The organism is Rhizobium sp. CNPSo 3670, from assembly GCF_057784555.1.
Map to the genome: position 1 here is coordinate 114,152 of NZ_JBXSOL010000001.1, position 23,370 is coordinate 137,521.

The 23,370-nt window shown below is 62.7% G+C and carries 26 protein-coding genes; 19 read left to right on the plus strand and 7 right to left on the minus strand.

Features of this window, described 5'->3' with window-relative positions; all coding sequences use genetic code 11:
- Positions 1-35 precede the first annotated feature (35 nt).
- Together dut and AC13QO_RS00550 are read left to right on the plus strand one after the other, a co-directional pair.
- On the plus strand, positions 36-506 hold the full coding sequence (gene dut, locus AC13QO_RS00545; protein WP_488539669.1) for a dUTP diphosphatase: 471 nt from the start codon (positions 36-38) through the stop codon (positions 504-506).
- Positions 506-1,405 carry a GNAT family N-acetyltransferase gene (locus AC13QO_RS00550; protein ID WP_488539670.1) on the plus strand — a complete coding sequence of 300 codons (900 nt, stop codon included), beginning with the start codon at positions 506-508 and terminating at the stop codon, positions 1,403-1,405. Before dut ends, AC13QO_RS00550 begins: the two co-directional genes overlap by 1 nt.
- Before the next feature lie 5 nt (positions 1,406-1,410).
- Here the strand turns inward: AC13QO_RS00550 and AC13QO_RS00555 are convergent, their stop codons facing one another.
- A complete protein-coding gene (locus AC13QO_RS00555; RefSeq protein WP_285191936.1) occupies positions 1,411-1,884 on the minus strand; it encodes an Lrp/AsnC family transcriptional regulator in 474 nt (157 codons plus the stop codon).
- 112 nt (positions 1,885-1,996) lie between these two features.
- Between AC13QO_RS00555 and AC13QO_RS00560 the strand changes: the two genes are divergently transcribed.
- The 3 genes from AC13QO_RS00560 to cysK all read left to right on the plus strand — a co-directional run bounded on the left by AC13QO_RS00560 (position 1,997) and on the right by cysK (position 4,734).
- Positions 1,997-2,896: a DMT family transporter gene (locus AC13QO_RS00560; protein WP_488539671.1), complete on the plus strand. Its 900-nt coding sequence runs from the start codon at positions 1,997-1,999 to the stop codon at positions 2,894-2,896.
- A 113-nt stretch (positions 2,897-3,009) separates the two neighbouring features.
- A complete protein-coding gene (locus AC13QO_RS00565) occupies positions 3,010-3,627 on the plus strand; it encodes a LysE family translocator (protein WP_285191938.1) in 618 nt (205 codons plus the stop codon).
- Positions 3,628-3,771: 144 nt separating this feature from the next.
- Positions 3,772-4,734 (plus strand): cysteine synthase A, encoded by a 963-nt coding sequence (cysK, locus tag AC13QO_RS00570; protein WP_488539672.1) that lies wholly within the window; start codon positions 3,772-3,774, stop codon positions 4,732-4,734.
- Positions 4,735-4,834: 100 nt separating this feature from the next.
- Here the strand turns inward: cysK and AC13QO_RS00575 are convergent, their stop codons facing one another.
- The 5 genes from AC13QO_RS00575 to rsmI all read right to left on the minus strand — a co-directional run bounded on the left by AC13QO_RS00575 (position 4,835) and on the right by rsmI (position 9,455).
- Complete coding sequence (locus tag AC13QO_RS00575) at positions 4,835-6,367, minus strand: YifB family Mg chelatase-like AAA ATPase (RefSeq protein WP_488539673.1); 1,533 nt, start codon at positions 6,365-6,367, stop codon at positions 4,835-4,837.
- A gap of 154 nt (positions 6,368-6,521) precedes the next feature.
- On the minus strand, positions 6,522-7,469 hold the full coding sequence (gshB, locus tag AC13QO_RS00580; protein WP_285191941.1) for a glutathione synthase: 948 nt from the start codon (positions 7,467-7,469) through the stop codon (positions 6,522-6,524).
- Positions 7,470-7,556: 87 nt separating this feature from the next.
- On the minus strand, positions 7,557-8,060 hold the full coding sequence (locus AC13QO_RS00585) for a cupin domain-containing protein (RefSeq protein ID WP_285191942.1): 504 nt from the start codon (positions 8,058-8,060) through the stop codon (positions 7,557-7,559).
- 119 nt (positions 8,061-8,179) lie between these two features.
- A complete protein-coding gene (locus AC13QO_RS00590) occupies positions 8,180-8,548 on the minus strand; it encodes a YraN family protein (RefSeq protein WP_085776674.1) in 369 nt (122 codons plus the stop codon).
- Positions 8,541-9,455: a 16S rRNA (cytidine(1402)-2'-O)-methyltransferase gene (gene rsmI, locus AC13QO_RS00595; protein WP_488539674.1), complete on the minus strand. Its 915-nt coding sequence runs from the start codon at positions 9,453-9,455 to the stop codon at positions 8,541-8,543. Before rsmI ends, AC13QO_RS00590 begins: the two co-directional genes overlap by 8 nt.
- Positions 9,456-9,715: 260 nt before the next feature.
- On the opposite strand from rsmI, the gene dnaN reads away from it, so the two are divergent.
- From dnaN to AC13QO_RS00635, 8 genes are all read left to right on the plus strand, one after another.
- Entirely contained in the window at positions 9,716-10,834 is a 1,119-nt protein-coding gene (dnaN, locus tag AC13QO_RS00600) for a DNA polymerase III subunit beta (RefSeq protein ID WP_430958195.1), read from the plus strand.
- A gap of 55 nt (positions 10,835-10,889) precedes the next feature.
- Positions 10,890-11,795, plus strand: a complete 906-nt coding sequence (locus AC13QO_RS00605; RefSeq protein ID WP_285191946.1) for a DUF72 domain-containing protein — start codon at positions 10,890-10,892, stop codon at positions 11,793-11,795.
- A 95-nt stretch (positions 11,796-11,890) separates the two neighbouring features.
- On the plus strand, positions 11,891-12,490 hold the full coding sequence (pmtA, locus tag AC13QO_RS00610) for a phospholipid N-methyltransferase PmtA (RefSeq protein ID WP_183700606.1): 600 nt from the start codon (positions 11,891-11,893) through the stop codon (positions 12,488-12,490).
- A 1-nt stretch (position 12,491) separates the two neighbouring features.
- Positions 12,492-13,073: a histidine phosphatase family protein gene (locus AC13QO_RS00615; RefSeq protein ID WP_488539675.1), complete on the plus strand. Its 582-nt coding sequence runs from the start codon at positions 12,492-12,494 to the stop codon at positions 13,071-13,073.
- 6 nt (positions 13,074-13,079) lie between these two features.
- Entirely contained in the window at positions 13,080-13,787 is a 708-nt protein-coding gene (pyrF, locus tag AC13QO_RS00620; protein WP_488539676.1) for an orotidine-5'-phosphate decarboxylase, read from the plus strand.
- 28 nt (positions 13,788-13,815) lie between these two features.
- A complete protein-coding gene (locus AC13QO_RS00625) occupies positions 13,816-14,103 on the plus strand; it encodes a DUF1330 domain-containing protein (protein ID WP_064800384.1) in 288 nt (95 codons plus the stop codon).
- Positions 14,104-14,204: 101 nt separating this feature from the next.
- Positions 14,205-15,185, plus strand: coding sequence for a complex I NDUFA9 subunit family protein (locus AC13QO_RS00630; protein ID WP_488539677.1), 981 nt, complete (start codon positions 14,205-14,207; stop codon positions 15,183-15,185).
- Positions 15,186-15,499: 314 nt separating this feature from the next.
- Positions 15,500-15,652 carry a hypothetical protein gene (locus AC13QO_RS00635; RefSeq protein WP_041678526.1) on the plus strand — a complete coding sequence of 51 codons (153 nt, stop codon included), beginning with the start codon at positions 15,500-15,502 and terminating at the stop codon, positions 15,650-15,652.
- A gap of 231 nt (positions 15,653-15,883) precedes the next feature.
- Here the strand turns inward: AC13QO_RS00635 and AC13QO_RS00640 are convergent, their stop codons facing one another.
- Complete coding sequence (locus AC13QO_RS00640; protein ID WP_285191950.1) at positions 15,884-16,681, minus strand: undecaprenyl-diphosphate phosphatase; 798 nt, start codon at positions 16,679-16,681, stop codon at positions 15,884-15,886.
- Between the two features lie 258 nt (positions 16,682-16,939).
- Between AC13QO_RS00640 and AC13QO_RS00645 the strand changes: the two genes are divergently transcribed.
- The 6 genes from AC13QO_RS00645 (at position 16,940) to AC13QO_RS00670 (ending at position 23,352) form a co-directional block, all read left to right on the plus strand.
- Positions 16,940-17,632: a glutathione S-transferase family protein gene (locus tag AC13QO_RS00645; protein ID WP_285191951.1), complete on the plus strand. Its 693-nt coding sequence runs from the start codon at positions 16,940-16,942 to the stop codon at positions 17,630-17,632.
- Between the two features lie 12 nt (positions 17,633-17,644).
- The gene (queG, locus tag AC13QO_RS00650) at positions 17,645-18,802 is read left to right on the plus strand and encodes a tRNA epoxyqueuosine(34) reductase QueG (protein WP_285191952.1); all 1,158 of its coding nucleotides are present in this window, start codon (positions 17,645-17,647) and stop codon (positions 18,800-18,802) included.
- Positions 18,802-19,671, plus strand: coding sequence for an SDR family oxidoreductase (locus AC13QO_RS00655; protein ID WP_488539678.1), 870 nt, complete (start codon positions 18,802-18,804; stop codon positions 19,669-19,671). Before queG ends, AC13QO_RS00655 begins: the two co-directional genes overlap by 1 nt.
- A gap of 411 nt (positions 19,672-20,082) precedes the next feature.
- The gene (locus tag AC13QO_RS00660) at positions 20,083-20,445 is read left to right on the plus strand and encodes a septal ring lytic transglycosylase RlpA family protein (RefSeq protein ID WP_085776661.1); all 363 of its coding nucleotides are present in this window, start codon (positions 20,083-20,085) and stop codon (positions 20,443-20,445) included.
- A gap of 144 nt (positions 20,446-20,589) precedes the next feature.
- Positions 20,590-21,879 carry an RsmB/NOP family class I SAM-dependent RNA methyltransferase gene (locus AC13QO_RS00665; protein ID WP_488539679.1) on the plus strand — a complete coding sequence of 430 codons (1,290 nt, stop codon included), beginning with the start codon at positions 20,590-20,592 and terminating at the stop codon, positions 21,877-21,879.
- 195 nt (positions 21,880-22,074) lie between these two features.
- Positions 22,075-23,352, plus strand: a complete 1,278-nt coding sequence (locus tag AC13QO_RS00670) for an imelysin family protein (protein WP_488539680.1) — start codon at positions 22,075-22,077, stop codon at positions 23,350-23,352.
- The last annotated feature ends 18 nt before the right edge of the window (positions 23,353-23,370 follow it).

Consider the following 23,370-nt stretch of genomic DNA (forward strand, 5'->3'; position numbering starts at 1 on the left):
TTGACCCCGGCCGCTCACGCGCAAAGTAATGGGCCATGATCATTCATCACGACCTCAGCCCGACGCTGAACCTCATCCGCCTGGCCAACGGCGAGGGCCTCGACCTGCCCGCCTATGAAAGCAAGGGGGCGGCCGGCATGGACCTGCGCGCCGCCGTCGCCGGCGGCGAACCGCTGACGTTGCTACCTGGCAAGCGGGCGCTGGTGCCAACCGGCTTCATCTTTGAAATTCCGGAAGGCTTCGAGGGGCAGGTGCGGCCGCGCTCCGGCCTAGCCTTCAAACACGGCATCACCTGCCTGAATTCGCCCGGCACCGTCGACAGCGACTATCGCGGCGAGGTGAAGGTGCTGCTCGCCAATCTCGGCGAGGAAGCCTTCGTCGTCGAGCGCGGCATGCGCATCGCCCAGATGGTGATCGCGCCGGTCACCCAGGCGCGGATTGCCGAGATCACCGAGGCGAGCGAGACGGCGCGCGGCGCGGGCGGCTTCGGCTCCACCGGCGTTTGATGGCAAAGCGCCTCGACAGCACGGGCTTAACCTTCCGACAAGGTTATTTCGGAGACCCCGCTGGTTGGGCAGCGCTGGTGCGCCTGCTTCAGGATATTTTCGGCATTGACATCGGCGCGCTGCAGCATCTCGGCGGACCCGACCCCACCAGCATGCCCTTCGGCTGGTTCGACGCCACAGGCGAGCTTGCTGCCAATATCTCCGCCTTTGCGCTGCCCTTCGTCATCAATGGCAGGGTCGTCCGTGCCGCCGGCCTGCAATCCGGCGCGGTGCGGCCGCAGTGGCGCGGCTGCGGGCTCTATCGCGACCTGACGGTGAAAGCGCTCGACTGGTGCGAGCAGCAGGGTTTCGAGGCTGTCATCCTCTATACCGACAAGCCATCGCTCTACGAACCCTACGGTTTCCGCTCGATACCGCTGCACCGGTACGAAGGGGCGGCCCCTGCTCCGTCGACACCCACAGCACCGGCCCTGCCGCTTTCGCCGACGAATGCGGACGATCTTGCCCTGCTGCAAGCGCTGCTGAAAACGCGCAGCCCCGTTTCGACGACGCTCTCGGTGACTACAAATGCGGCGATGTTTCTCATCAATACGCAGATCGATCCCGAGATCCGCGTCAGCTTCCTCGAAGACCAGCAAGCAGTCATCGCCTGGAAAATGGATGCGGCGGGTCGCTTCAGCCTTCTCGACGTCGTCGCGAGCGAGATCCCATCACTTTCCGCTATCCTCGGCGGACTCGACATCGCCTCCGCCGCCATTGACGTGTTTTTCCGTCCGGAGAAACTGGACTGGGTGGGCACTCCACAGCCTTTGGAAAGCACCACAACACTGATGCTGCTTGGGCTCGGCGATGTCACCCCGCATTTTCCGGCCATGCTCTCGCCACTGGCGGATTTCTGACCGTTTCAGCGATCCTGTTTCCCGCGTGAGAGCGGCGGCAGGCGACGTTTGACAGGCGACGATTTGATCATCGAGGTGTTGGTTTCCGCCCGTTCGGCGACCTTGTCCAGAATGCCGTCGAGCTCTGCCATCGAGCGCACCACGAGGCGAGCGATAAAACAATCCTCGCCCGTCACCTTGTCGCATTCGACGATTTCGGGAATGTCCTGGATGATGCGCTCGACAATGTGCAGCTGTCCCGGCAGCGGCCGCACCCGCACGATCGCCTGCAGGGGATAGCCGACTGCGGCTGGGTCGAGATCGATGGTGAAGGCCTTGATGACGCCGCGCTCCTCCAGCCGGCGCAGGCGCTCGGCGGCACTCGGCGAAGACAGCCCGACCTCCTGCGCCAGCTCCTTCAGCGAGATCCGCGCATTGCCGGCCAGCGCCTCCAGAATGGCCTGATCGATTTCGTCGAGCGGCTGCATCTCATTAGCCATATCAGTCACATTCCCTATTATTATTAGGCAAGATAGCCAATGATCCTTACACTTCTTATATAAAATGGCGGGACCGCGCAATATCCTGATACCATCATAAACGGAGGCGATCATGGGCAGCGACATCAAGCGAGGTTCGGCGGAAATGACGGCAGCGATGCTGATCTCGGGGACGATCGGCTGGTTCGTCGTCATGTCGGGCCAGCCCGTCAGCGGCGTCGTCTTCTGGCGCTGCCTGTTCGGCGCACTGACCCTGCTCGTCATCTGCGGCGGCCTCGGGCTGCTGCGGCCCGGCATCATCACGCTGCGCGCCTTCGCCATCGCCGTCATCGGCGGCATTGCCATCGTCGTCAACTGGCTGCTGCTCTTCGCTTCCTATTCGCATGCGACGATCTCGATCGCCACGACGGTCTACAACACCCAGCCCTTCATGCTGCTGGTGCTCGGGGCGCTGTTCCTCGGCGAGAAGATCACCGCCGCGAAACTGTTCTGGCTGACGCTCGCATTTGCAGGCATGGCGGCGATCGTCGAGGCAAAGCCTCAAGCCGGCGGAGGAACGGATGGCTACGGCCTCGGCATCCTGATGGCGCTCGGCGCGGCCTTCTTCTACGCGCTGGCAGCCTTAGCCGCGAAATGGCTGAAAGGCACGCCGCCGCATCTGATCGCGCTGATCCAGGTCACAACCGGCATGCTGATGCTGGCGCCGATGACGGAGTTTTCGCAGCTGCCCGACGATGCCGGCGGCTGGGCGATCCTGGTGACCATCGGCGTCGTCCATACCGGGCTGATGTATGTACTGCTCTACGGTGCGATCCAGCGGCTGCCGACCCATCTGACGGGGGCGCTGTCCTTCCTCTATCCAATCGCCGCGATCCTCGTCGACCGGCTGGCCTTCGGCCACGCGCTGCAGCCGATGCAGATCGCAGGCGCGGCAATCATCCTGCTGGCCGCTGCCGGCATGAATCTCGGCTGGAGCCCAAGATGGCTGCGGCCGAGGGTGCTTCAGAGCTGAGGGAGCGGCAGGCACGCGGCGGCAGGCATTCCTTCTGGTGATGCATCCATCAGCGCCGGCGGATTGATGGCAAGGCCCTGCAGATATAAAACGCAGGGGAAGAGGAGATACACATGAGCCTTGCCGCCTTGCTTACCTATGCCGGAGCGTTGTTCATCGCCGCGGCCATCCCCGGCCCGGGCATCACCGCCATCGTCGCCCGTGCGCTCGGCTCGAATTTCCGCGAGACCTTCTTCATGGGTCTCGGCCTGGTGCTCGGCGATATGACCTATCTCACCGCGGTCATTCTGGGCTTGGCTTTCGTGGCGCAGACTTTCACCGAAGTCTTCCTCATCATCAAGATCGCCGGCGCCCTTTATCTCGGCTACATCGCCTGGAGACTGTGGACGGCAGGGCTGCTGCCGCAGGATATTGCCGCGAAAAAATCCGGCAATGTCGGCCTGTCCTTCCTCTCTGGCCTGCTGGTGACGCTCGGCAATCCGAAGACGATGCTGTTTTATGTCGCGCTGGCGCCGACGCTGATCGATATCGGCAATATCACCCTGCGTGATTATGCGCTGCTGCTCGCCGTCACCTTCGTGGTGCTGATCACCGTGCTGGTGCCCTATATGCTGCTTGCCTCGCGCGCCCGCACCATGTTGAAACAGCCGCGCGCCCTGCAGGCGCTGAACCGGGTTGCGGCCGGCATTCTCGCGGGCACGGCAGCCTTCATCGCCACCCGGGCTGCGTGAAATAAACATCCGTCAAGGAACGGTTTTCAAAGCTTATTTTTTCTCCGCCACCCCAGCCCGGGACGAACGGGCTCTGGTCTCATTCCGTCTTTGACCCTATTCTCCTCCTCGATTTCAGGGACCGAAGTCCAACGGGAGAGCACCATGTCGCACAAACCCGGCCGCGGCCGCATTTATTCCTCGATCACCGAGACCATCGGCGACACGCCGCTGGTGCGCTTCGACAAGCTGGCGCGGGAAAAGGGCGTGGTGGCAAACCTGCTCGGCAAGCTCGAATTCTTCAATCCGATCGCCTCGGTCAAGGACCGCATCGGTGTGGCAATGGTCGAAAGCCTGGAATCGCAGGGCAAGATCACATCCGGCAAGACGGTGCTGATCGAGCCAACCTCGGGCAACACAGGCATCGCACTCGCCTTTGCCGCCGCCGCCAAGGGGTATCGGCTGATCCTCACCATGCCGGAAACGATGTCGGTCGAACGGCGCAAGATGCTGGCGCTGCTCGGCGCCGAGCTGGTGCTGACCGAAGGCGCGAAAGGCATGAAGGGCGCCATCGCTAAGGCGGAGGAGCTGGCAGCGTCGCTTCCCGACGCCATCATTCCGCAGCAGTTCGAAAACCCGGCCAACCCCGAGATCCACCGCAAGACGACGGCCGAGGAAATCTGGAACGATACCGAGGGCAAGGTCGACATCGTCGTCTCGGGCATCGGCACCGGCGGCACGATCACCGGCGTCGGCCAGGTGCTGAAAAGCCATAAGCCGGAGATCCAGATCATTGCCGTCGAGCCCGCCGATTCGCCGGTGCTCTCAGGCGGCAATCCCGGCCCGCACAAGATCCAGGGCATCGGCGCAGGCTTCGCGCCGAAGATCCTCGATACCGGCATCTATGACGAGGTCGTCACCGTCACCAACGACGAGGCCTTCGAACAGGCCCGCCTCATCGCCCGGCTCGAAGGCGTGCCGGTCGGCATCTCCTCAGGCGCGGCGCTGACGGCCGCGATCAAGGTCGGCAGCCGGCCGGAAAATGCCGGCAAAAACATCGTCATCATCATTCCGTCTTTTGCGGAGCGGTATCTCTCGACGGCGCTGTTTGAGGGGTTGGGGAGCTGAATAGCGAATAGCGAATAGCGAATAGGATGTGGGACGGATTGGCGTGAGGCAAGCAATTAGCTAGCTATTCGCTATTCGCCACTCCCTATTCGCTTCTACCTCACGCCGCCGCCGTCAACCTCTCACCAGCGATGCGGTAAGAAATCGCTTCGGCGAGATGCAGACGCCCGACGGTCGGTTTGTCATCGAGATCGGCCAATGTGCGGGCAACCTTGAGGACGCGGTGGTAGCCGCGGGCGGAGAATTTCATTTTTTCGGCGGCATCGCGCAGGAGCTGCAGGCCGCTGGCATCGGGTTCGGCGAGCTTTTCGATCATCGCGGTGGAGCAGCGGGCGTTGGTGCCGATATCCCTGGCGCCGGCGCTTTCGAAGCGCTCCTGCCGGATTTCGCGGGCGCGGGCGACGCGGCGGGCGACGTCGGCGCTGGCCTCGGCCGCCGTCGGCCGGATGAGATCGGCGGCGGAGACGGCCGGCACGTCGATGCGGATATCGATGCGGTCCATCAGCGGCCCGGAGATGCGCGCCTGGTAATCGCTCATGCAGCGCGGGCCGCGGGCGCAGGTATGACCCGGCTCACCGGCCATGCCGCACCGGCAGGGGTTCATCGCCGCGATCAGCTGGAATTTCGCCGGATAGGAGACGCGGTGGTTGGCCCGGGCAATGACGCATTCGCCGCCTTCGAGCGGCTGGCGCAGCGCGTCCAGCGCCTGCGGCGTGAACTCGGGAAATTCGTCGAGGAACAGCACGCCGTGATGGGCAAGCGAGGCCTCGCCCGGACGGGCGCGCAGCCCGCCGCCGACAAGGGCGGCCATGGTGGCGGAATGATGCGGGGTACGGAAGGGCCGGCGGTCGGACAGCTTGCCGCCGGTGAGCTGGCCGGCGATCGAATGAACCATCGACACTTCAAGCAGTTCGGCCGGCGAAAGCGGCGGCAGGATCGACGGCAGGCGCGACGCCAGCATCGACTTGCCGGAGCCGGGAGGCCCGACCATCAGGAGATTGTGGCCGCCGGCAGCGGCCACCTCGAGCGCGCGTTTGGCGCTTTCCTGACCCTTGATCTCGGCAAGGTCAGGCAGGTTGGCGGCATTGGCGCGGATCGACGGTTCCGGCCTGGACAGTACCTGCGTGCCGCGGAAATGATTGGCAAGGGCAATCAGGCTGCGCGGGGCGAGAATATCGACCTCGGCGCCGGCCCAGGCGGCTTCCGCGCCGCTTTCGGCCGGGCAGATCAGCCCCTTGCCGAGCGCATTGGCGCCGATCGCGGCCGGCAGCGCGCCAGCGATCGCGGCGATCGTTCCGTCGAGGTTGAGTTCGCCGACGACGACAAAATCCGACAGCGCATCGGCGGGAATGGCGCCGAGGGCGGCCATTAGCGCGAGTGCGATCGGCAGATCAAAATGCGAGCCTTCCTTCGGCAGATCGGCTGGCGCCAGGTTGACGGTCACCCGTTTGCCCGGCAGCGCCAGGCCGGAGGCATGAAGGGCGGCCTGCACGCGCTCGCGGCTTTCGGCCACCGCCTTGTCGGGCAGGCCGACGATCTGCATGCCGACCTTGCCGGGCGCGATCATGACCTGAACCTCGACCGGAACGCCTTCGATGCCCTGGAATGCTACCGTACTGACACGCGCGACCATATGCCCACCCTTGTCCCGCAAACTCTTAGAGACCGCCCCTTTGGCCGTGAAAGCCAGCGGTTGCAATCTGGCACGGAAGCAGGACTAAAACAAGAACAATAAAAGAACGCAGGCAGATAATCAGTGGCGGGCGCGGTTGTACCCGATCGCAGCCTCAGCCGCGCTTGCGCTCGATCGCGTCCCAGAGCAAGCTTGCTATATCGGCGCCGCCAAACTTCCTGACCTCGCGGATGCCTGTCGGCGAGGTGACGTTGATCTCGGTCATGTAATCGCCGATCACGTCGATGCCGACGAGCAGGAAGCCGCGCTCCCTCAGCGCCGGGCCGATGCGGGCGCAGATTTCCTGCTCGCGCGCCGTCAGTTCGGTCGCCTCGGCGCGGCCGCCGACATGCATGTTGGAGCGGCTGTCATGTTCGGCCGGCACGCGGTTGATCGCGCCGGCGAACTCGCCGTCGACGAGGATGATGCGCTTGTCGCCCTTGCGCACGTCGGGCAGATATTGCTGGGCGATGAAAGGCTCGCGGAAAAGCTGGCCGAACATTTCCAAGAGCGAGGAGAGATTGCGGTCGTCGCGGGTGGAATGGAAGACGCCGGCGCCGCCATTTCCGTAGAGCGGCTTCAGGATGATGTCGCCCATCTCATCGCGGAAGCGGCGGATTTCGGCCGGATCCTTGGTGATCAGCGTCTTCGGCATCAGGTCGGAGAATTCGGTGACGAAGATCTTCTCCGGCGAATTGCGCACCCAGGCCGGATCGTTGACGACGAGCGTCTTCGGGTGGATGCGCTCGAGGAGATGCGTCGAGGTGATATAGGCCATGTCGAAGGGCGGATCCTGGCGCAGCAGCACTACGTCCATGGTCGAGAGATCGACGCGCTCGGGCGCGCCAAGCTCGAAGTGATCGCCCTTGACGTCGCGCAGCACCATCGGCTCGACGCTCGCAAAGAGCTTGCCGTCGCGGAAGCTCAGGCGCTCGGGGGTGTAATGGAAGAGCCTGTAGCCGCGCGCCTGCGCTTCCAGGCTCATGGCGAAGGTGGAGTCACCTGCAATATTGATGCCGGCGACATGATCCATCTGGACCGCTACATTGGTGATCTTGGCCATTTCCGTCCCTCGCTGAATGCCGGACAGATGTAGGTCGGCCCGGCATTAAACGCAACGGTCATCAAGGGCTTCGGGCGTTCGCAACTTTCAGGCGGCAATGCCTTGGCTACCGCCGTTGCGCAGCATGTTGCGCAGACGGTAGGCGATCGCCAAAGGCTTCGGGAAAGGCTTGCGCAGGAAGGCGACCTTGCGGACGTAGGTGTCGACCCGCCAGCTCGCCCAGGTTCCACCGGCGAAAAAGGCGACGTCGCCGGTGCGCAAGGTTCGTTCCGTGCCATCCTCGGCGGTGATATGGACCTCGCCTTCGAGGATCATCACGGTCTCGTCCCAGCCGAAATACCAGCGGAATTCGCCCGCCGTGCAATCCCAGATTGCCGTCAGCGACGCCTCGTCATGTCCGCGCGAATGTTCGGCGGTCCGGGCTTCAGGATTGCCGCTGATGATCCAGTCGGGATTGATCGGCGTCGATTTCAGCGGCAGATGATCGCTCGCATGGGCGACGAAGGATTTTCCGGCCGGCTTCAGCGCGATATACGGCACCGAGCGCGCCGCCATGGCGACCGCGCTTGCAAACATCATCTTCCAGGCCACGCAACAACCCCCAAATCTCAACCCCTATTGCGACGGTGGGTAGCAGAGAGAGGTAAGGAGCTCGTTCAACGGGGGACTAAAATTTTAACAATCCGGAATCTCGACCGGGCTGAAAGCGCTCAGAAGGCGTCCGGAAAGTGCCGCGGCAGCCGGCCGGGCATGACCGCGACGATATCGTAGCGCTGGGAAAGGCGGGCCTGATCGGCCTGGCGGGCGAGCCACAGATCGCTTGCCGCCCGGATCCGCTTCTGAGCGGCGACGGAGACGGCGTCGATAGCCGCAGCCTCGCCATGGCGGGCCTTGACCTCGACGAAGACGGCGAGGTCGCCCTTGCGGGCGACGATATCGATCTCGCCGAGCCTGGTGCGGTGGCGCAGCGCCAGGATACGGTATCCCTTCAGCATCAGGAAAGCGGCGGCGACATATTCCGACATGCGGCCGCGGCGCAGCGCCTTCCTTTTTACGGCGGTGAGGTCTTTATCACCCATTGCCGCCCTTCATCTCCAGCAGGCGCTGGTAGAGCGCCTTGCGCGGCAGGCCGGTGAGACGAGCGGCCTCGGTCGCAGCCTTTGCTGTCGGCATCGACATCGACAGATCGGCAAGCACGGCTTCGACATCGGCCTCGGAGGTTTCTACCGGCTGCGGCGGACCGACGACGAGGACGATCTCGCCCCTGACGTTTTCCACCTGCTGGTAATGGGCGGCGAGTTCGGCCAGCGTGCCGCGGCGGAATTCTTCATAGGTCTTGGTCAACTCACGGCAGACGCAGGCCGGCCGGGCCGGGCCGAGCACATCGGCGGCGGCAAGAAGCGCGGCAGCGATGCGATGGGGCGATTCAAAAAAGATCAGCGTCGCCGGGGCTGCGGCAAATTCACCGAGACGATCGCGGCGGGCCTTATCCTTGGCCGGAAGAAAGCCGGCAAAGAGGAAGGCGTCGTTCGGCAGGCCGGAACCAACAAGGGCGGCGAGCGGCGCCGAGGCGCCTGGAATGGGAATGACGCGGTAACCGGCGGCAATCGCCTGCCGGGCCAGCCGGTAGCCGGGATCGGAGACGAGCGGCGTGCCGGCATCGGAGACGAGCGCCACCGAGCGCCCGGCTTCGAGCGCCTGGATGAGCCGCGGGCCGGCTTCGTCGGCATTGTGCTCATGATACGCGAAGGGGCGGTTCTGGATGCCGTAGCGGTCGAGCAGAACGCGGGTGACACGCGTATCCTCGCAGGCGAGCACGTCGGCGCCGGCCAGCGTTTCCAATGCGCGCAGCGTGATGTCGCCAAGATTGCCGATGGGAGTGGCGACCAGATAGAGCGCCGGCTCCAGCGGCCGCGCCGGCACCGCCATGTTGTGCAGGCGGAAGCTTCGCCTCGTGGCGTCCTCGCCTGTGGTTTGCTCGTTCATGCCCTTTGCCTTCGTGCCGCCGGCGCCTTGCCGGTTCATCGGCCTTTATGGGCGAGCGCTGCGGCTTCGGCAAGGGTTGGGGATTTCTGTGAGCATTGCTCCGGAAAACCTGAAATGCGAGGGCTCAGCCGTCCATGCCTCTTGCCATCCAATGCTGAAGTCTGCCATTTTGCCCGTCCACTCCCCCGACCTAAATCGGGAAAGCATTCTTCGGGCCTTCGATGCGCCCGGGCAGTCACGGTCGAAAGCGGTAGCATCCCATGCGTATTACTATTGAGCGGTCAAACCTTCTGAAATCGCTGAACCACGTCCACCGTGTGGTCGAACGTCGCAACACGATCCCGATCCTGTCCAACGTACTGCTCAAGGCCGATGGCCAGAACCTCGACATGAAGGCGACCGACCTCGACCTGGAAATCACCGAGGCGACGCCGGCAAGCGTCGAACAGGCCGGCGCTACCACCGTTCCGGCCCATCTTCTTTACGATATCGTGCGCAAGCTTCCAGATGGCGCCGAAGTGCTGCTGGCGACCAGCACCGACGGCGGCTCGATGACCGTCCAGTCCGGACGCTCGAAGTTCTCGCTGCAGTGCCTCCCGGAATCCGATTTCCCGGATCTGACCGCCGGCACCTTCACGCATTCCTTCAAGCTCAAGGCGACCGATCTGAAGATGCTGATCGACCGCACCCAGTTCGCGATCTCGACGGAAGAAACGCGTTATTATCTGAACGGCATCTTCTTCCACACGATCGAGAGCAATGGTGAGCTGAAGCTCAGGGCGGTCGCGACCGACGGCCACCGGCTGGCCCGCGCCGATGTCGACGCGCCGTCGGGCTCCGAGGGCATGCCCGGCATCATCATTCCACGCAAGACCGTCGGGGAACTGCAGAAGCTGGTCGACAATCCGGAAGCGATCGTCACCGTCGAGGTTTCCGACGCCAAGATCCGCATGACGATCGGCTCGATCGTCCTGACCTCGAAACTGATCGACGGCACATTCCCGGATTACCAGCGCGTCATCCCCACCGGCAACGACAAGGAAATGCGTGTCGATTGCACGACCTTCGCCCAGGCAGTCGACCGCGTCTCGACGATCTCCTCCGAGCGCGGCCGGGCCGTGAAGCTCGCGCTGTCCGAGGGCCAGCTGATGCTGACCGTCAATAACCCCGATTCCGGCAGCGCGACGGAGGAAGTCGCCGTCGGCTACGACACGGATGCGATGGAAATCGGCTTCAACGCCAAATATCTGCTCGACATCACCGCGCAGCTTTCCGGCGAGGAAGCGATCTTCCTGCTGGCCGATGCCGGCTCGCCGACACTGATCCGCGACACCGCCGGTGACGACGCGCTCTACGTCTTGATGCCGATGCGCGTCTGAACGGAACGAAGGCGGCCGCTTTCGGTTTTCCTCCTGTCGAACAGGAGGGCCCAGGATGAAAAAGACGGGAGCGGTGCGCATCGGCATTTCGGGCTGGACCTATGCGCCCTGGCGCGGGCAATTCTATCCGGAGGGACTGCCGCAGAAGCAGGAGCTTTCCTACGCCGCCCGTCACTTCCGTTCGATCGAGATCAACGGCACCTTCTACGGATTGCAGAAGCCCGAAAGCTTCGGCCGCTGGCGGGACGAAACGCCTGATGATTTCGTCTTTGCGGTCAAGGGGCCGCGCTTCCTCACCCATGTGCGGCGACTGAAGGAGATCGAGGCGCCGCTTGCCAATTTCTTCGCCTCGGGTCTGCTGAGGCTTGGCCCCAAGCTCGGGCCGATCCTCTGGCAATTCCCGGCCAACATGGCCTTCGATCCCGATCGTTTCGAAAATTTCCTGTCGCTGCTGCCGCATGATCACGATGCGGCGATAACGCTTGCCAAGCGGCATGACGAGCGCCTCAAACAAGCCTGGCTCACAAGCGACGGACACCAGCCGATCCGCCATGCGTTCGAAATCCGTAACGACAGCTTCCGCTCAGTTGAGTTCATCGAGATGCTCCGGCGACACAAGGCCGCGCTGGTCTGCGCCGATACGGTGAAATGGCCGTTGCTGATGGATATCACCGCCGACTTCATCTATTGCCGTCTGCATGGGTCCGAACAGCTCTATGTCAGCGGCTATGAAGACGAAGCGCTCGATCTATGGGCGGAACGCATCCGCGCCTGGACAAGCGGCCGAGAGCCTGACGATGCGACGCGCGTTCTGGAACCTTTGCCGGCACGCGCCAGGGGCCGCGACGTCTATCTTTATTTCGACAATACCGACAAGAAGCTGCGCGCGCCCATCGACGCCCAACACCTGGCCGAGCGGCTTGCCGATCTGATGCCTGATTCCCACCGAAAGGCCGCATGAACTGTTGATGCCGATGTTCTTGTTGCGAAAATCCTTGTCCAAGCAGCGACAAGCGGCATATTAAGACAGTCGATCAACATGCGGATGGGTGGAGAATGCGCTTACGGGTCAAGGTGAAGGAACACCTCGGGAAGAGATTTGATGAGGAAATCCGTTTCTTCCGGGGCATGATGCAGGGGCCGAAGACGGTGGGCTCGATCGTGCCGACCTCTTCGATTACCGCCAAGCGCATGGCCAGCGTCATCGATATGCATTCGGGGCTGCCAGTGCTGGAACTCGGCCCGGGCACTGGTGCCATCACCAAGGCCATCCTCGGCCGGGGCGTGAAACCGGAAAATCTGGTCGCAATCGAATATTCGACGGACTTCCACCAGCATCTGCTGCGGACTTATCCCGGCGTGCATTTCATCAACGGCGATGCCTTCGATCTCAAGACCACGCTTGGCGCATTCGGCGAGCAGACGTTCGATTGCGTCATCTCCTGCATTCCGCTCTTGAATTTTCCGATGGCGATGCGCGTCTCTCTGCTGGAAAGCCTGCTCGACCGCCTGCCGGCCGGCCGGCCTGTGGTGCAAATCTCCTATGGCGCGATTTCGCCGATCGCCGCCAATCCCGATCGTTACCACATTCAGCACTTCGACTTCGTCATGCGCAACATCCCTCCGGCGCAGCTCTGGATCTACCGCCGCGGCTGAGATGTTCGGACTTTATATCACCCACCCGCAAATCAAGATCGATGCGAATGTTCCCGTGCCCAAATGGGGCCTTTCCGATGTCGGGGCTGCGCGCGCCCGCAAAGCTGCCGAGAGCGGCTGGGCCAAACGGCTGACCCGCATCGTCTCCAGCGACGAGACGAAGGCGATCGAGACGGCCGAAATTCTGGCGGCCGCCTCCGGTATCAGCATCGAGATCGTGCATGGCATGCACGAGAACGACCGGTCGGCGACCGGCTTCCTGCCGCCGCCGCAATTCGAAGAGGCGGCCAACTGGTTCTTTGCCCATCCGGAAAAAAGCTTCCAAGGCTGGGAGCGTGCCGTCGACGCGCAGGCTCGCATCGTGGCGGCGGTCAAGGCCGTTCTCGCCACGCATGATCCGGCCGCACCGATCGCCTTTGTCGGTCATGGCGGCGTCGGCACGCTGCTCAAATGCCATCTGGCGGCGCGGCCGATTGCCCGCGACCGCGACCAGCCGGGGGGCGGCGGCAATCTCTATGCTTTCGGCCTTGCGGATCTCGGCCTAACATGCGACTGGACGCCCATCGAAGACTGGCGGGGGTGACTTCACATGGATGCACGTGAGCGGTTGATCGTCGGCCTGGATGTTCCAACGATCGGCGAGGCGGAAAGACTGGTTTCCACGCTCGGCGACGACATTCTCTTTTATAAGATCGGCTATCAGCTGGTCTTTGCCGGCGGCCTGGAATTCGCCCGCGACCTTGCCGCCAGCGGCAAGAAGATCTTTCTCGACATGAAACTGCTCGACATCGACAACACAGTCGCGTCGGGCGTCGAGAATATCGCCAAGATGGGCATGTCGATGCTGACGCTGCATGCATATCCGAAGGCGATGAGAGCGGCGGTGGAGGCCGCGGCCGGCTCCGGCCTCTGCCTGCTCGGCGTCACCGTGCTGACCTCGATGGATGCCGAGGATCTTGCCGAGGCCGGTTATAACCAAGACCCGCACAGCCTGGTGCTCAGCCGCGCCGGCCAGGCGCGCGCCGCCGGCATGGGCGGCATCGTCTGCTCGGCGGCGGAGGCGGCCGAGGTGCGCGAGGTCGTCGGCCCCGACATGGCGATCGTCACCCCCGGCATTCGCCCGGCCGGCAGCGACAAGGGCGACCAAAAGCGGGTGATGACGCCTTTCGACGCGCTGAAAGCGGGATCAACCCATCTCGTCGTCGGCCGGCCGATCGTCAAGGCACCCGACCCGAGAGAGGCGGCCCGCGCCGTCCTCAACGAGATGGTGACGGCGCTCTGGCCTGCAAACCGCTGAATTCAAAAAAGGCAAAAGGGAGACGATCATGGCCAAGGCATACTGGATCGCTCGCGTCGATGTTCGCGATGCCGAGCGCTACAAGGATTACGTGGCGGCGGCCAAACCGGCTTTCGAAAAATATGGCGCAAATTTCCTGGCGCGCGGCGGCGCCATCACCGAACTCGAAGGCAAGGCGCGCGCCCGCAACGTGGTGATCGAATTCCCTTCGATGCAGCATGCGGTGGATTGCTACAATTCGCCGGAGTACCAGATCGCCGCCAAGATCCGCCAGGAAGTGGCGGATGCGGAAATGGTCGTCGTCGAAGGCGTCTAAGCTGCGCGCATAGCCAAAAACGCGATAGGCCTTCCCGTCGCCTCGGGATTGGGCTAATACGGTGCCGACAAAGCATCCCCAAGCCTTTCGAGGAACCTGCCATGACCCTTGCCAACCTGCCGCCGCTCGTCACCGTGTTCGGAGGGTCCGGTTTCGTGGGCAGGCACGTGGTGCGGGCGCTCGCCAAGCGCGGCTATCGCATCCGCGTCGCCGTGCGCCGGCCCGATCTCGCCGGCTTCCTGCAGCCGCTCGGCAATGTCGGCCAGATTTCCTTCGTGCAGGCGAACCTGCGCTATCGCAACTCGATTGACCGTGCCGTCGAGGGCGCCAGCCACGTCGTCAACTGCGTCGGTATTCTGCATGAGACCGGCCGCAACACTTTCGACGCCGTACAGGAGTTCGGCGCCCGCGCGGTTGCCGAAGCGGCGCGCAATGCCGGCGCGACCCTCACCCATATTTCGGCCATCGGCGCCAATGCCAACTCCGACTCGGATTACGGCCGCACCAAAGGCCGCGCGGAAGCGGCCATCCTCTCCATCAAGCCGGATGCGGTGATCTTCCGTCCATCGATCGTCTTCGGGCCGGAGGACAGCTTTTTCAACAAGTTTGCCGACATGGCGCGCATGTCGCCCGTCCTGCCGCTGGTCGGCGGCGGCAAGACGAAATTTCAGCCTGTTTATGTCGAGGACGTCGCCGAGGCGGTTGCCCGCGCCGTCGATGGCAAGGTTGCCGGCGGCAAGATCTATGAGCTCGGCGGACCCGAGGTGCTGAGCTTCCGCGAATGTCTCGAGACGGTGCTGAAGGTGACGTGCCGCAAGAATCCGCTGGTGTCCCTGCCCTTCGGCCTGGCTTCGCTGATCGGCAGCATCGCCTCGCTGATCCCCTTCGTGACGCCGCCGATCACGCCCGACCAGGTGCGCCTGCTCAAGCGCGACAACGTCGTTTCCCCAGAAGCCGAGGCGGAAGGCCGCACGCTGAAGGGACTCGGCATCACACCCACAATGCCGGCATCGGTGCTCGGCTCCTATCTCGTGCAGTACCGTCCGCACGGCCAGTATACCGGCTCCGGCAAGGCCGCCTGACCATCTTTGCCGAGAAACGATAACGCCGTCGCCGGTCCCGCGGGCGGCGTTTGCTTTGCCGCAGCATGGCGTTCTTTGCGCGTCCTGAACAGCGTGCGGCTCTGCCATGCCGGCGCAAACTCGGCATGTTTTCCTGCCGGCCATATCGAGCAGCGTTGCATAAAAGGCGCAGCGGAAATTTTGTGGAATTAACGTCAAATTTAGCAGGAACGTTTATTGCTATTTGTCATTCCACTGACTACCAAACCCCGCGCCTCCCAACGGACTCAACGTCTGCGAAGGCGTGCGACAATCACTGTGAAAGGCATTTCTCGATGGGCAAGTCAATCGCGCTCCTTTTTGCGTGTGCGGCGCTGATTATCATGGCAGGTTCCTTCGTTGCGCCCGGTTCGGTCGCGGCGGTCAAGGGCGACTGCTCGCCGGCTTACGGCGTCGATCCTTGCTCGACGGCTTCGATCAGCCATTGACGAAAAGGCCGGCGCCTTGCGCCGGCATCCAAAAGACAATCCGTCGGGAACGCCGAACAAGGCGTTTCGCAATGACGGCTCGACATTGCCTGCTTCAAAGCGGCGACGAGCGTCCTTCCTCTCAAGATGTTCTGAAAACTCGACGCTTGCAGGCGAGCGGGTATCGTGCGCCAAATTCCGACAGCGCAATGCATTCGCGCCGGGAGTTGCGCGAATGCAGTTGCAGGTTGCTCAGGCGATGAAGCCGGTTGTGGCCATACCGAGCAGCAAGACACCGAGAATGATGCGGTAGATGGCAAACAGCGTGAAGCGGTTGCTCCTTATATAGGCGAGCAGCCATTTGACGGCGATGAAAGCGACGATCGTGGAGACCACGAAGGCGATGGCGAGCGCCGTCCAGTCTTCACCTGCCGCGCCGCCGTCCTTGAAGGTCTTCAGCAGTTCATAGCCGCTTGCGGCATACATTGTGGGAATGCCGACGAGAAAGGCAAATTCGGTCGCCGCGGCGCGATTGCCGGTGCCGGCCAGCAAGGCGACGAAAATGGTGGCGCCGGAGCGTGACGTGCCCGGAAAGACGCCGGCAACGATCTGGGCGATGCCGACCAGGATGGCGACGAGCCAGGTGATCTTTTTATGCGGCGGCCGGCGCGCGGCGGCCCATTCGGCAAAGATCATCCAGATGCCGCCGATGATGAGCGCCCAGGCGATCGGCGTCGCGGTCTCGGGAAGTTCGAAGCCGAGCTTCTTGACGACGAGGCCGAGAATTGCGGTGATGAGAAATGCGACGATCAGCTTGGCGGCATAGTCCCGATTCTCAGGCTCGCGCCAGCCGAGCACCAGATCCAGCAGACGGCGCCAGTAGATGATGGTGACGGCGAGGATGGCGCCCGCCTGAATGACGATATTGAACATGTCCGACCGATGGCCGAGCCATTGCTCTGCAATGATGAGATGGCCGGTGCTCGAGATCGGCAGAAACTCGGTGATCCCTTCTATGACACCGAGAATGGCGGCATTGATATAGTCCATAAATTATCTCCGGTTTAAAGGTCGTTCGGATCGATCGTTTCCTGCTGGAAATTCTCTGAGCTGCGTCTGAGCCGATCAGGCAGCCGTTATCCTCGTAGGCAACACGTGTGTTTTGTCCCTTGTCAGATGGCGTGAAAGCCGATTCGCTTGTATTGGCCGGGCCAAGCTCCTATAGCTTCAACCAATGAGTCATGACTAAGGCGCTATAAACGAGCTGCCACACAGTCCTGTAACAGCAATCATAAAGCCCGAGTATCGATGCCCACGCTTTATCATCATCCCATGTCCTCCGCATCTCGCTTCGTCCGGCTGATCCTGGCGGAATACGGCTATCAGGCGGATCTGATCGAGGAGCAGACATGGGAGAAGCGCCGCGATTTCCTGGCGCTCAACCCGGCCGGTACGCTGCCGGTCTATGTCGACGACAGCATGCGCGCGCTCTCTGGCGCCAGCGTCATTTCCGAATATCTCGACGAGACGCACGGGGTCTTGAAGCGCGACCGGCGGCTGCTCGCCGAGGATCCATTCCAACGGGCGGAAATCCGCCGGCTGACCGAATGGTTCATGCAGAAGATGGAAAACGACGTGACAAAGCCGCTCGCACGTGAGCGTGTCTACAAGTTGCAGATGACCGCCGATCAGGGCGGCGGAGCGCCGGATTCGAAGATTTTGCGCACGGCCCGCGCGAATATCCGCCAGCATATGCGTTATCTCACCTGGCTTGCCGGCTCGCGCCAATGGCTGGCGGGAGAGCGGATGAGCTATGCCGATCTTGCCGCCGCCGCCTCGATCTCGATCCTCGATTATCTCGGCGAGATCGAGTGGGCCGAAGCCCCCGTCGTCAAGGAGTGGTATCAGCGGCTGAAATCACGTCCCTCCTTCCGGCCGATGCTGACCGAGCGCGTGCGCGGCCTGACCCCCGTTTCACACTATGCCGATCTGGATTTCTGACGAGGGCTCTTCATGCCCGAAGCTTATAGAGACAACAAAGAGCGGCGGCGCCGCGACAATTTGACCGACTTCGTTCGGGCGGAATCGGTCGCCAAGGGCTTCGATCTCTGCCGCATCACGCGCCCTGACGCGATCCCCGAGGCCAAACGGCGTCTCGGTGAGTTCATCGATGCCGGGCGGCACGGCACGATGGAGTGGATGGCGGAGACGCGCGAGCGGCGCGGCGATCCGCTGACCCTCTGGAGCGAGGTGCGCTCCGTCGTCGTCTTCGGCCTCAACTACGCCCCGGAAGAAGATCCGCGCGGCATCCTCGACAAGCCCGACAAAGCGGCGATCTCCGTCTATGCCCGCAACCGCGATTATCACGACCTCATCAAAGGCCGGTTGAAGGAGATCGCCACCCGCTTTGCGGCGCGGGCCGGCGCCGATGTGAAGGTGTTCGTCGATACCGCGCCGGTCATGGAAAAGCCGTTGGCGGCGGCGGCCGGTATCGGCTGGCAGGGCAAACACACCAATCTCGTCAGCCGCACGCATGGTTCGTGGCTGTTTCTCGGCACGATGTTCACCACCGCCGATCTTGCCGTCGATGCGCCGGAAATCGATCATTGCGGCTCCTGCCGCGCCTGTCTCGACATCTGTCCGACCGCCGCCTTTCCGGCGCCTTACCAGATCGACGCGCGGCGCTGCATCTCCTATCTCACCATCGAACACAAGGGGCCAATCGACCCCGAGCTGCGGGTGCTGATCGGCAACCGCATCTATGGCTGCGACGACTGTCTCGCCGCCTGCCCCTGGAACAAATTCGCAAGCTCCGCCTCCGAAATTAAGCTGCAGGCGCGCGAAGAGCTGAAGGAGCCGTCGATCGCCTTTCTGCTGACGCTCGACGACGCCGCCTTCCGCTCCTTTTTCAGCGGCTCGCCGGTCAAGCGGATCGGCCGCGACCGTTTCATCCGCAACGTGCTGATCGCTGCCGGCAATTCCCGCGAGAGGGCGCTCATCCCGCAATGCCGCCTACTCGCCGACGACGCCTCGCCGGTGGTGCGGGGGATGGCGGTCTGGGCGCTTTCAAGGCTGATGAAGGCTGACGAATTCTCGGCCTTTGCCGGGCAAAGGGTTGATGAAAGCGATGACGAGGTACGCAACGAATGGCGCCTGGCGGGAGTGAACTGATGCATGTGATGATCTTCGGCTGCGGCTTTTCCGGTACGGCGATCGCCAAGGCCTTCGCCGGCGACGGCGTGCGCGTGTCCGGAACGACCCGTTCGGCAGAGAAGATGGAAGCGCTCCGCCGCGCCGGCATCGAGGCATTCCTGTTCGATGGCGAAACCTTGGAAGAGCAGCTCGTCCAGGCTTTGGCCGATGTCACCCATCTCGTGCAGTCGATCGCGCCTGGAAAGGCCGATCCACTGCTGCGACCGCTCGATAAGGACGGCGCGAGCCTGCTGCCGAGGCTCGAATGGATCGGCTATCTCTCCACCGTCGGCGTCTATGGCGATCACAAGGGCGCATGGGTCGACGAGGAAACACCATGCGTGCCTGTCTCCGGACGGTCGAAGGAGCGGCTCGAGGCAGAAGAGGGCTGGCTGGCAATGGGCGCGAGGCGCGGCGTGCCGGCGGCCGTGCTGCGGCTTTCCGGGATTTACGGGCCGGGCCGCAATGCCTTCTGCAACCTGGAAAAAGGCACGGCGCGGCGGCTGATCAAGAAGGACCAGGTCTTCAACCGCATCCGCGTCGAGGATATAGGCGCGGCGGCGCGCTTCCTGTCGGAGCGCGGGCTCGGCGGCATCTATAATGTCACCGACGACCAGCCTGGGCCGCCGCAGGATGTGATCGTCGAGGCGGCACGGCTGATGGGCGTCGAGCCGCCTCCGGAACAGGCTTTCGAAACCGCCGAACTGACGCCGATGGCGCGTTCTTTCTACGGCGAGAACAAGCGGGTTTCCAATGCGAAACTGAAGGCGGCCGGTTTCCGATTTTCCTTCCCGAACTATCCGATGTCGCTCGCTCAATTGTGGCAGGACGGGCGCTGGCGCGGGTAAATCCGGGCCGCTTGAGGTGACCGGGGGTTATCACCCAAATTGAGTAGGAAATTCCTACTTTGCACAGTTGGCAGAACAATTCTCGCCGCATATCATGGTTAACAGCCTTTGAATTTGCGCAAATGTGGCGGGAAATATGGCGAAGTCAGAAAAAATATTCCGTGATTTTTGTGAGGGCCGCGAAGTTTAAGGCCTCCTCGGAAAAATCATTTGAATTTTAGCTGATTTCATTGCGTTTTTTTTGTCATCCTGCCATACGCGGCAAATTCTCATATTTTATCAATGGCCTGGGAAATATTACAGAATGTAATATTCCGTGATCGCATGCGGCACTTTTCTGCCATTTTTCGACGGATTTAAGCCCCGCCGCCTGCAAGGGCGTCGAGTTCAATAGTTGAGGGATACACCGTTTTGAAGAAAATCAGCCGTTCTATTATCGCTGCCGCAACTATTGCAGCCTGCTCTTCCATGCTTCCGGCGGAAGGTTTTGCTGCTAATGGCTGTGGCGGTGCTTCGTGGTACGCTCTTCACTCCAAAACTGCTTCCGGAGAACGTATGAACCCCGCCGTCTTGACTGCCGCGCATCGTTCGCTTGCATTCGGCACCAAGGTCAAGGTCACCAACCGCAACAATGGCCGCACCGTCGTCGTCCGCATCAATGATCGCGGCCCGTTCATCCGCGGCCGTGTGCTCGATCTGTCGCGCGCCGCCGCACAGAATATCGGCATGGTGAGCTCCGGCACGGCGAAGGTCTGCTACCAAGTGATCAGCTAAGTCCGGAGCTTGCAACCGGCTGCACCGTCAGCGGCGCTTGCTCTTGCCGCCAATCGCGGTTACCACGCGATCGAAACCTGTAAACAATCCGCCCGACCTCTGGGTGCGGATCGTTCGCACGGTACGGCAACAGGAGATATGTAAATGCGTCTGGGCGGCCGCCTCGAAGGGGCGATTTCTGTGCTCGCGGACATCGATGCCCGCAAGCGACCCGTCGCCGACGCCCTCAAGGACTGGGGCCTTGCCCATCGCTTCGCCGGTTCCGGCGATCGTGCCGCGATCGGCAACATCGTCTACGACGCCCTGCGCATGCGGCTTTCGCATGCCTGGCTGATGGATGACGACAGCGCTGTGGCCATTGCCCACGGCGTCATGTTCCGTCAATGGCGTTTCACGCCCGAAAGCCTTGCCGCCGAGCTGGCCGACGACAAATTCGCGCCGGCGCCACTTTCACCCGAAGCCCTTGCCGCCTTTAGCAGCCGCTCGCTCGAAGACGCGCCGCCGCATATCCGCGGCGATATTCCCGAATGGGTTCAACCCTCCTTCGAACAGGCCTTCGGCGCCGACTGGCTCGCCGAGGCACAGGCGCTCGCCGCCCGCCCGACGCTCGATCTGCGCGCCAACATCCTCAAAGCCTCGCGCGACAAGGCCGTCAAAGCGCTCGAAAGAGCCGGCGCCCATGCCGCGAAGATCGCCCGCTACGGCATACGGATTGCCGCAGGCGAAGGCGCCTCGCGTCTTCCTAACGTGACGGCCGAGCTTTCGTTCCAGAAAGGCTGGTTCGAGGTCCAGGACGAGGGTTCGCAGATCGTCGCCGATCTGGTGCTGGCGCGCGATAGCGAACAGATCCTCGATTATTGCGCCGGCGGCGGCGGCAAGACGCTCGCCATGGCCGCCGCCATGCAAAACAAGGGCCAGGTTCATGCCTATGACGCCGATCGCAAACGGCTGGCGCCGATCATCGAGCGGCTGAAGCGGGCGGGCACGCGCAATGTCCAGGTGCATGACGACGCCAGGGGGCTTTCGGGCCTTGCCAAGCGCTGCGACAAGGTGTTGGTCGATGCGCCCTGTACCGGCACCGGCACATGGCGCCGCCGCCCCGATACGAAATGGCGCTTGACGGCGAAGAACCTCGACGAACGCACCGCCCAGCAGCAGGACGCGCTGGCGCAGGCAAGCGGCTTCGTCAAACCGGGCGGTGAGCTGATCTATGTCACCTGCTCGGTGCTGCCTCAGGAAAATGAGGAGCAGGTGCGCCGCTTTACGGCGGGGAATGCTGATTTTGAGATCGTCGGCGCCCTGCCCGCCTGGGATGCGCTCTTCGGCAAGGACGCGCCGCGTCCGCATTCCTCCGATGGCCTGACGGTGACGCTGACACCGGCTTCCACCGATACGGACGGCTTCTTCTTCTGCCGCATGCAGCGCAAGGGCTGATACCCCACGACAGCCGCAGACTGGGCTGCCATTTCGGTAAAGTGACGGTGCTGTCTTCTGGCCGAATGCAGCCGGATGAGCGGGTTTTCCCGGTCGCGCCGTGCTTAAAATCATTCCAAACTAGAGCGTTTGACACCAGTTTACTTTTGCGCGAAGAGACAGAGCCCGACGGAAGATCCGTCACAGGAGAGGATTATGAAGCTCAACAGCAAATTCCGCGCAGCCGTGCTGGCGATTGCTCCCGCCGCTCTGCTCGCCCTTCCCGCGCAGGCCGAGATCGATGCTAGCGCCGTGGTGAAACATTATGCCGAAGTGGCGCATGCCAAATACGAGGACTCGCTGACGACGGCCAAGGCGCTCGACGCCGCCATCGACGCCTTCCTGAAGGCGCCGACCGATGAGACGCTGAAGGCCGCCAGGGATGCCTGGGTCAGGGCGCGCGTGCCCTACCAGCAGACGGAAGTCTATCGCTTCGGCAATCCGATCGTCGACGACTGGGAAGGCAAGGTCAATGCGTGGCCTCTCGACGAGGGCCTGATCGATTATGTCGATGCCGCCTACGGGACCGAGAGCGACGAAAACTCGCTCTATGTGGCCAATGTCATCGCCAACAAGACGATCAAGATCGACGGCAAGGATGTCGACGCCTCGAAGCTGACGCCTGATTTCCTCTCCGGCACGCTCGCCGAAGCCGCCGGCATCGAAGCCAATGTGGCGACCGGTTACCACGCCATCGAATTCCTTCTCTGGGGCCAGGATCTGAACGGCACCGGTCCGGGCGCCGGCAACCGCCCGGCCACTGATTACGACCTCAAGAACTGCACGCACGGCAATTGCGACCGGCGCGCCGAATATCTGAAGTCCGCCTCCACCCTGCTTGTTTCCGACCTGCAGGAAATGACCGACAACTGGAAGCCGGACGGGGTTGCGACGAAGAACGTCGAAGCCGATCCGAAGGCCGGTCTTGTCGCCATCCTGACCGGCATGGGCTCGCTCTCCTACGGCGAACTTGCCGGCGAGCGCATGAAACTCGGCCTGCTGCTGCACGACCCGGAAGAAGAGCATGATTGCTTCTCCGACAATACCTACAATTCGCATCTCAACGACGCGATCGGCATCGCCGCCGCCTATACCGGCAACTATACCCGCGTCGACGGCACCAAGCTCAGTGGCCCGTCGCTGCACGACCTCGTCGCCGCCAAGGACAAGGCGCTCGATGCCGAGCTGGAAGGCAAGCTCAACAAGACGCTCGATGCGATGAATGCCATGGCCAAGCGTGGCGAGACGGTCGAGAAGTATGACCAGATGATCGCCGAGGGCAACAAGGAAGGCAATGCCGTCGTCCAGGCCGCCATCGACGGGCTGATCGACCAGACGAAGTCGATTCAGCGCGTTATTGCCGCACTCGATCTCGGCACGGTTCAGCTTGAAGGTTCCGACAGCTTGGATAATCCTAACGCCGTCTTCAAATAAGCAAAAAGGCGGGCCGCC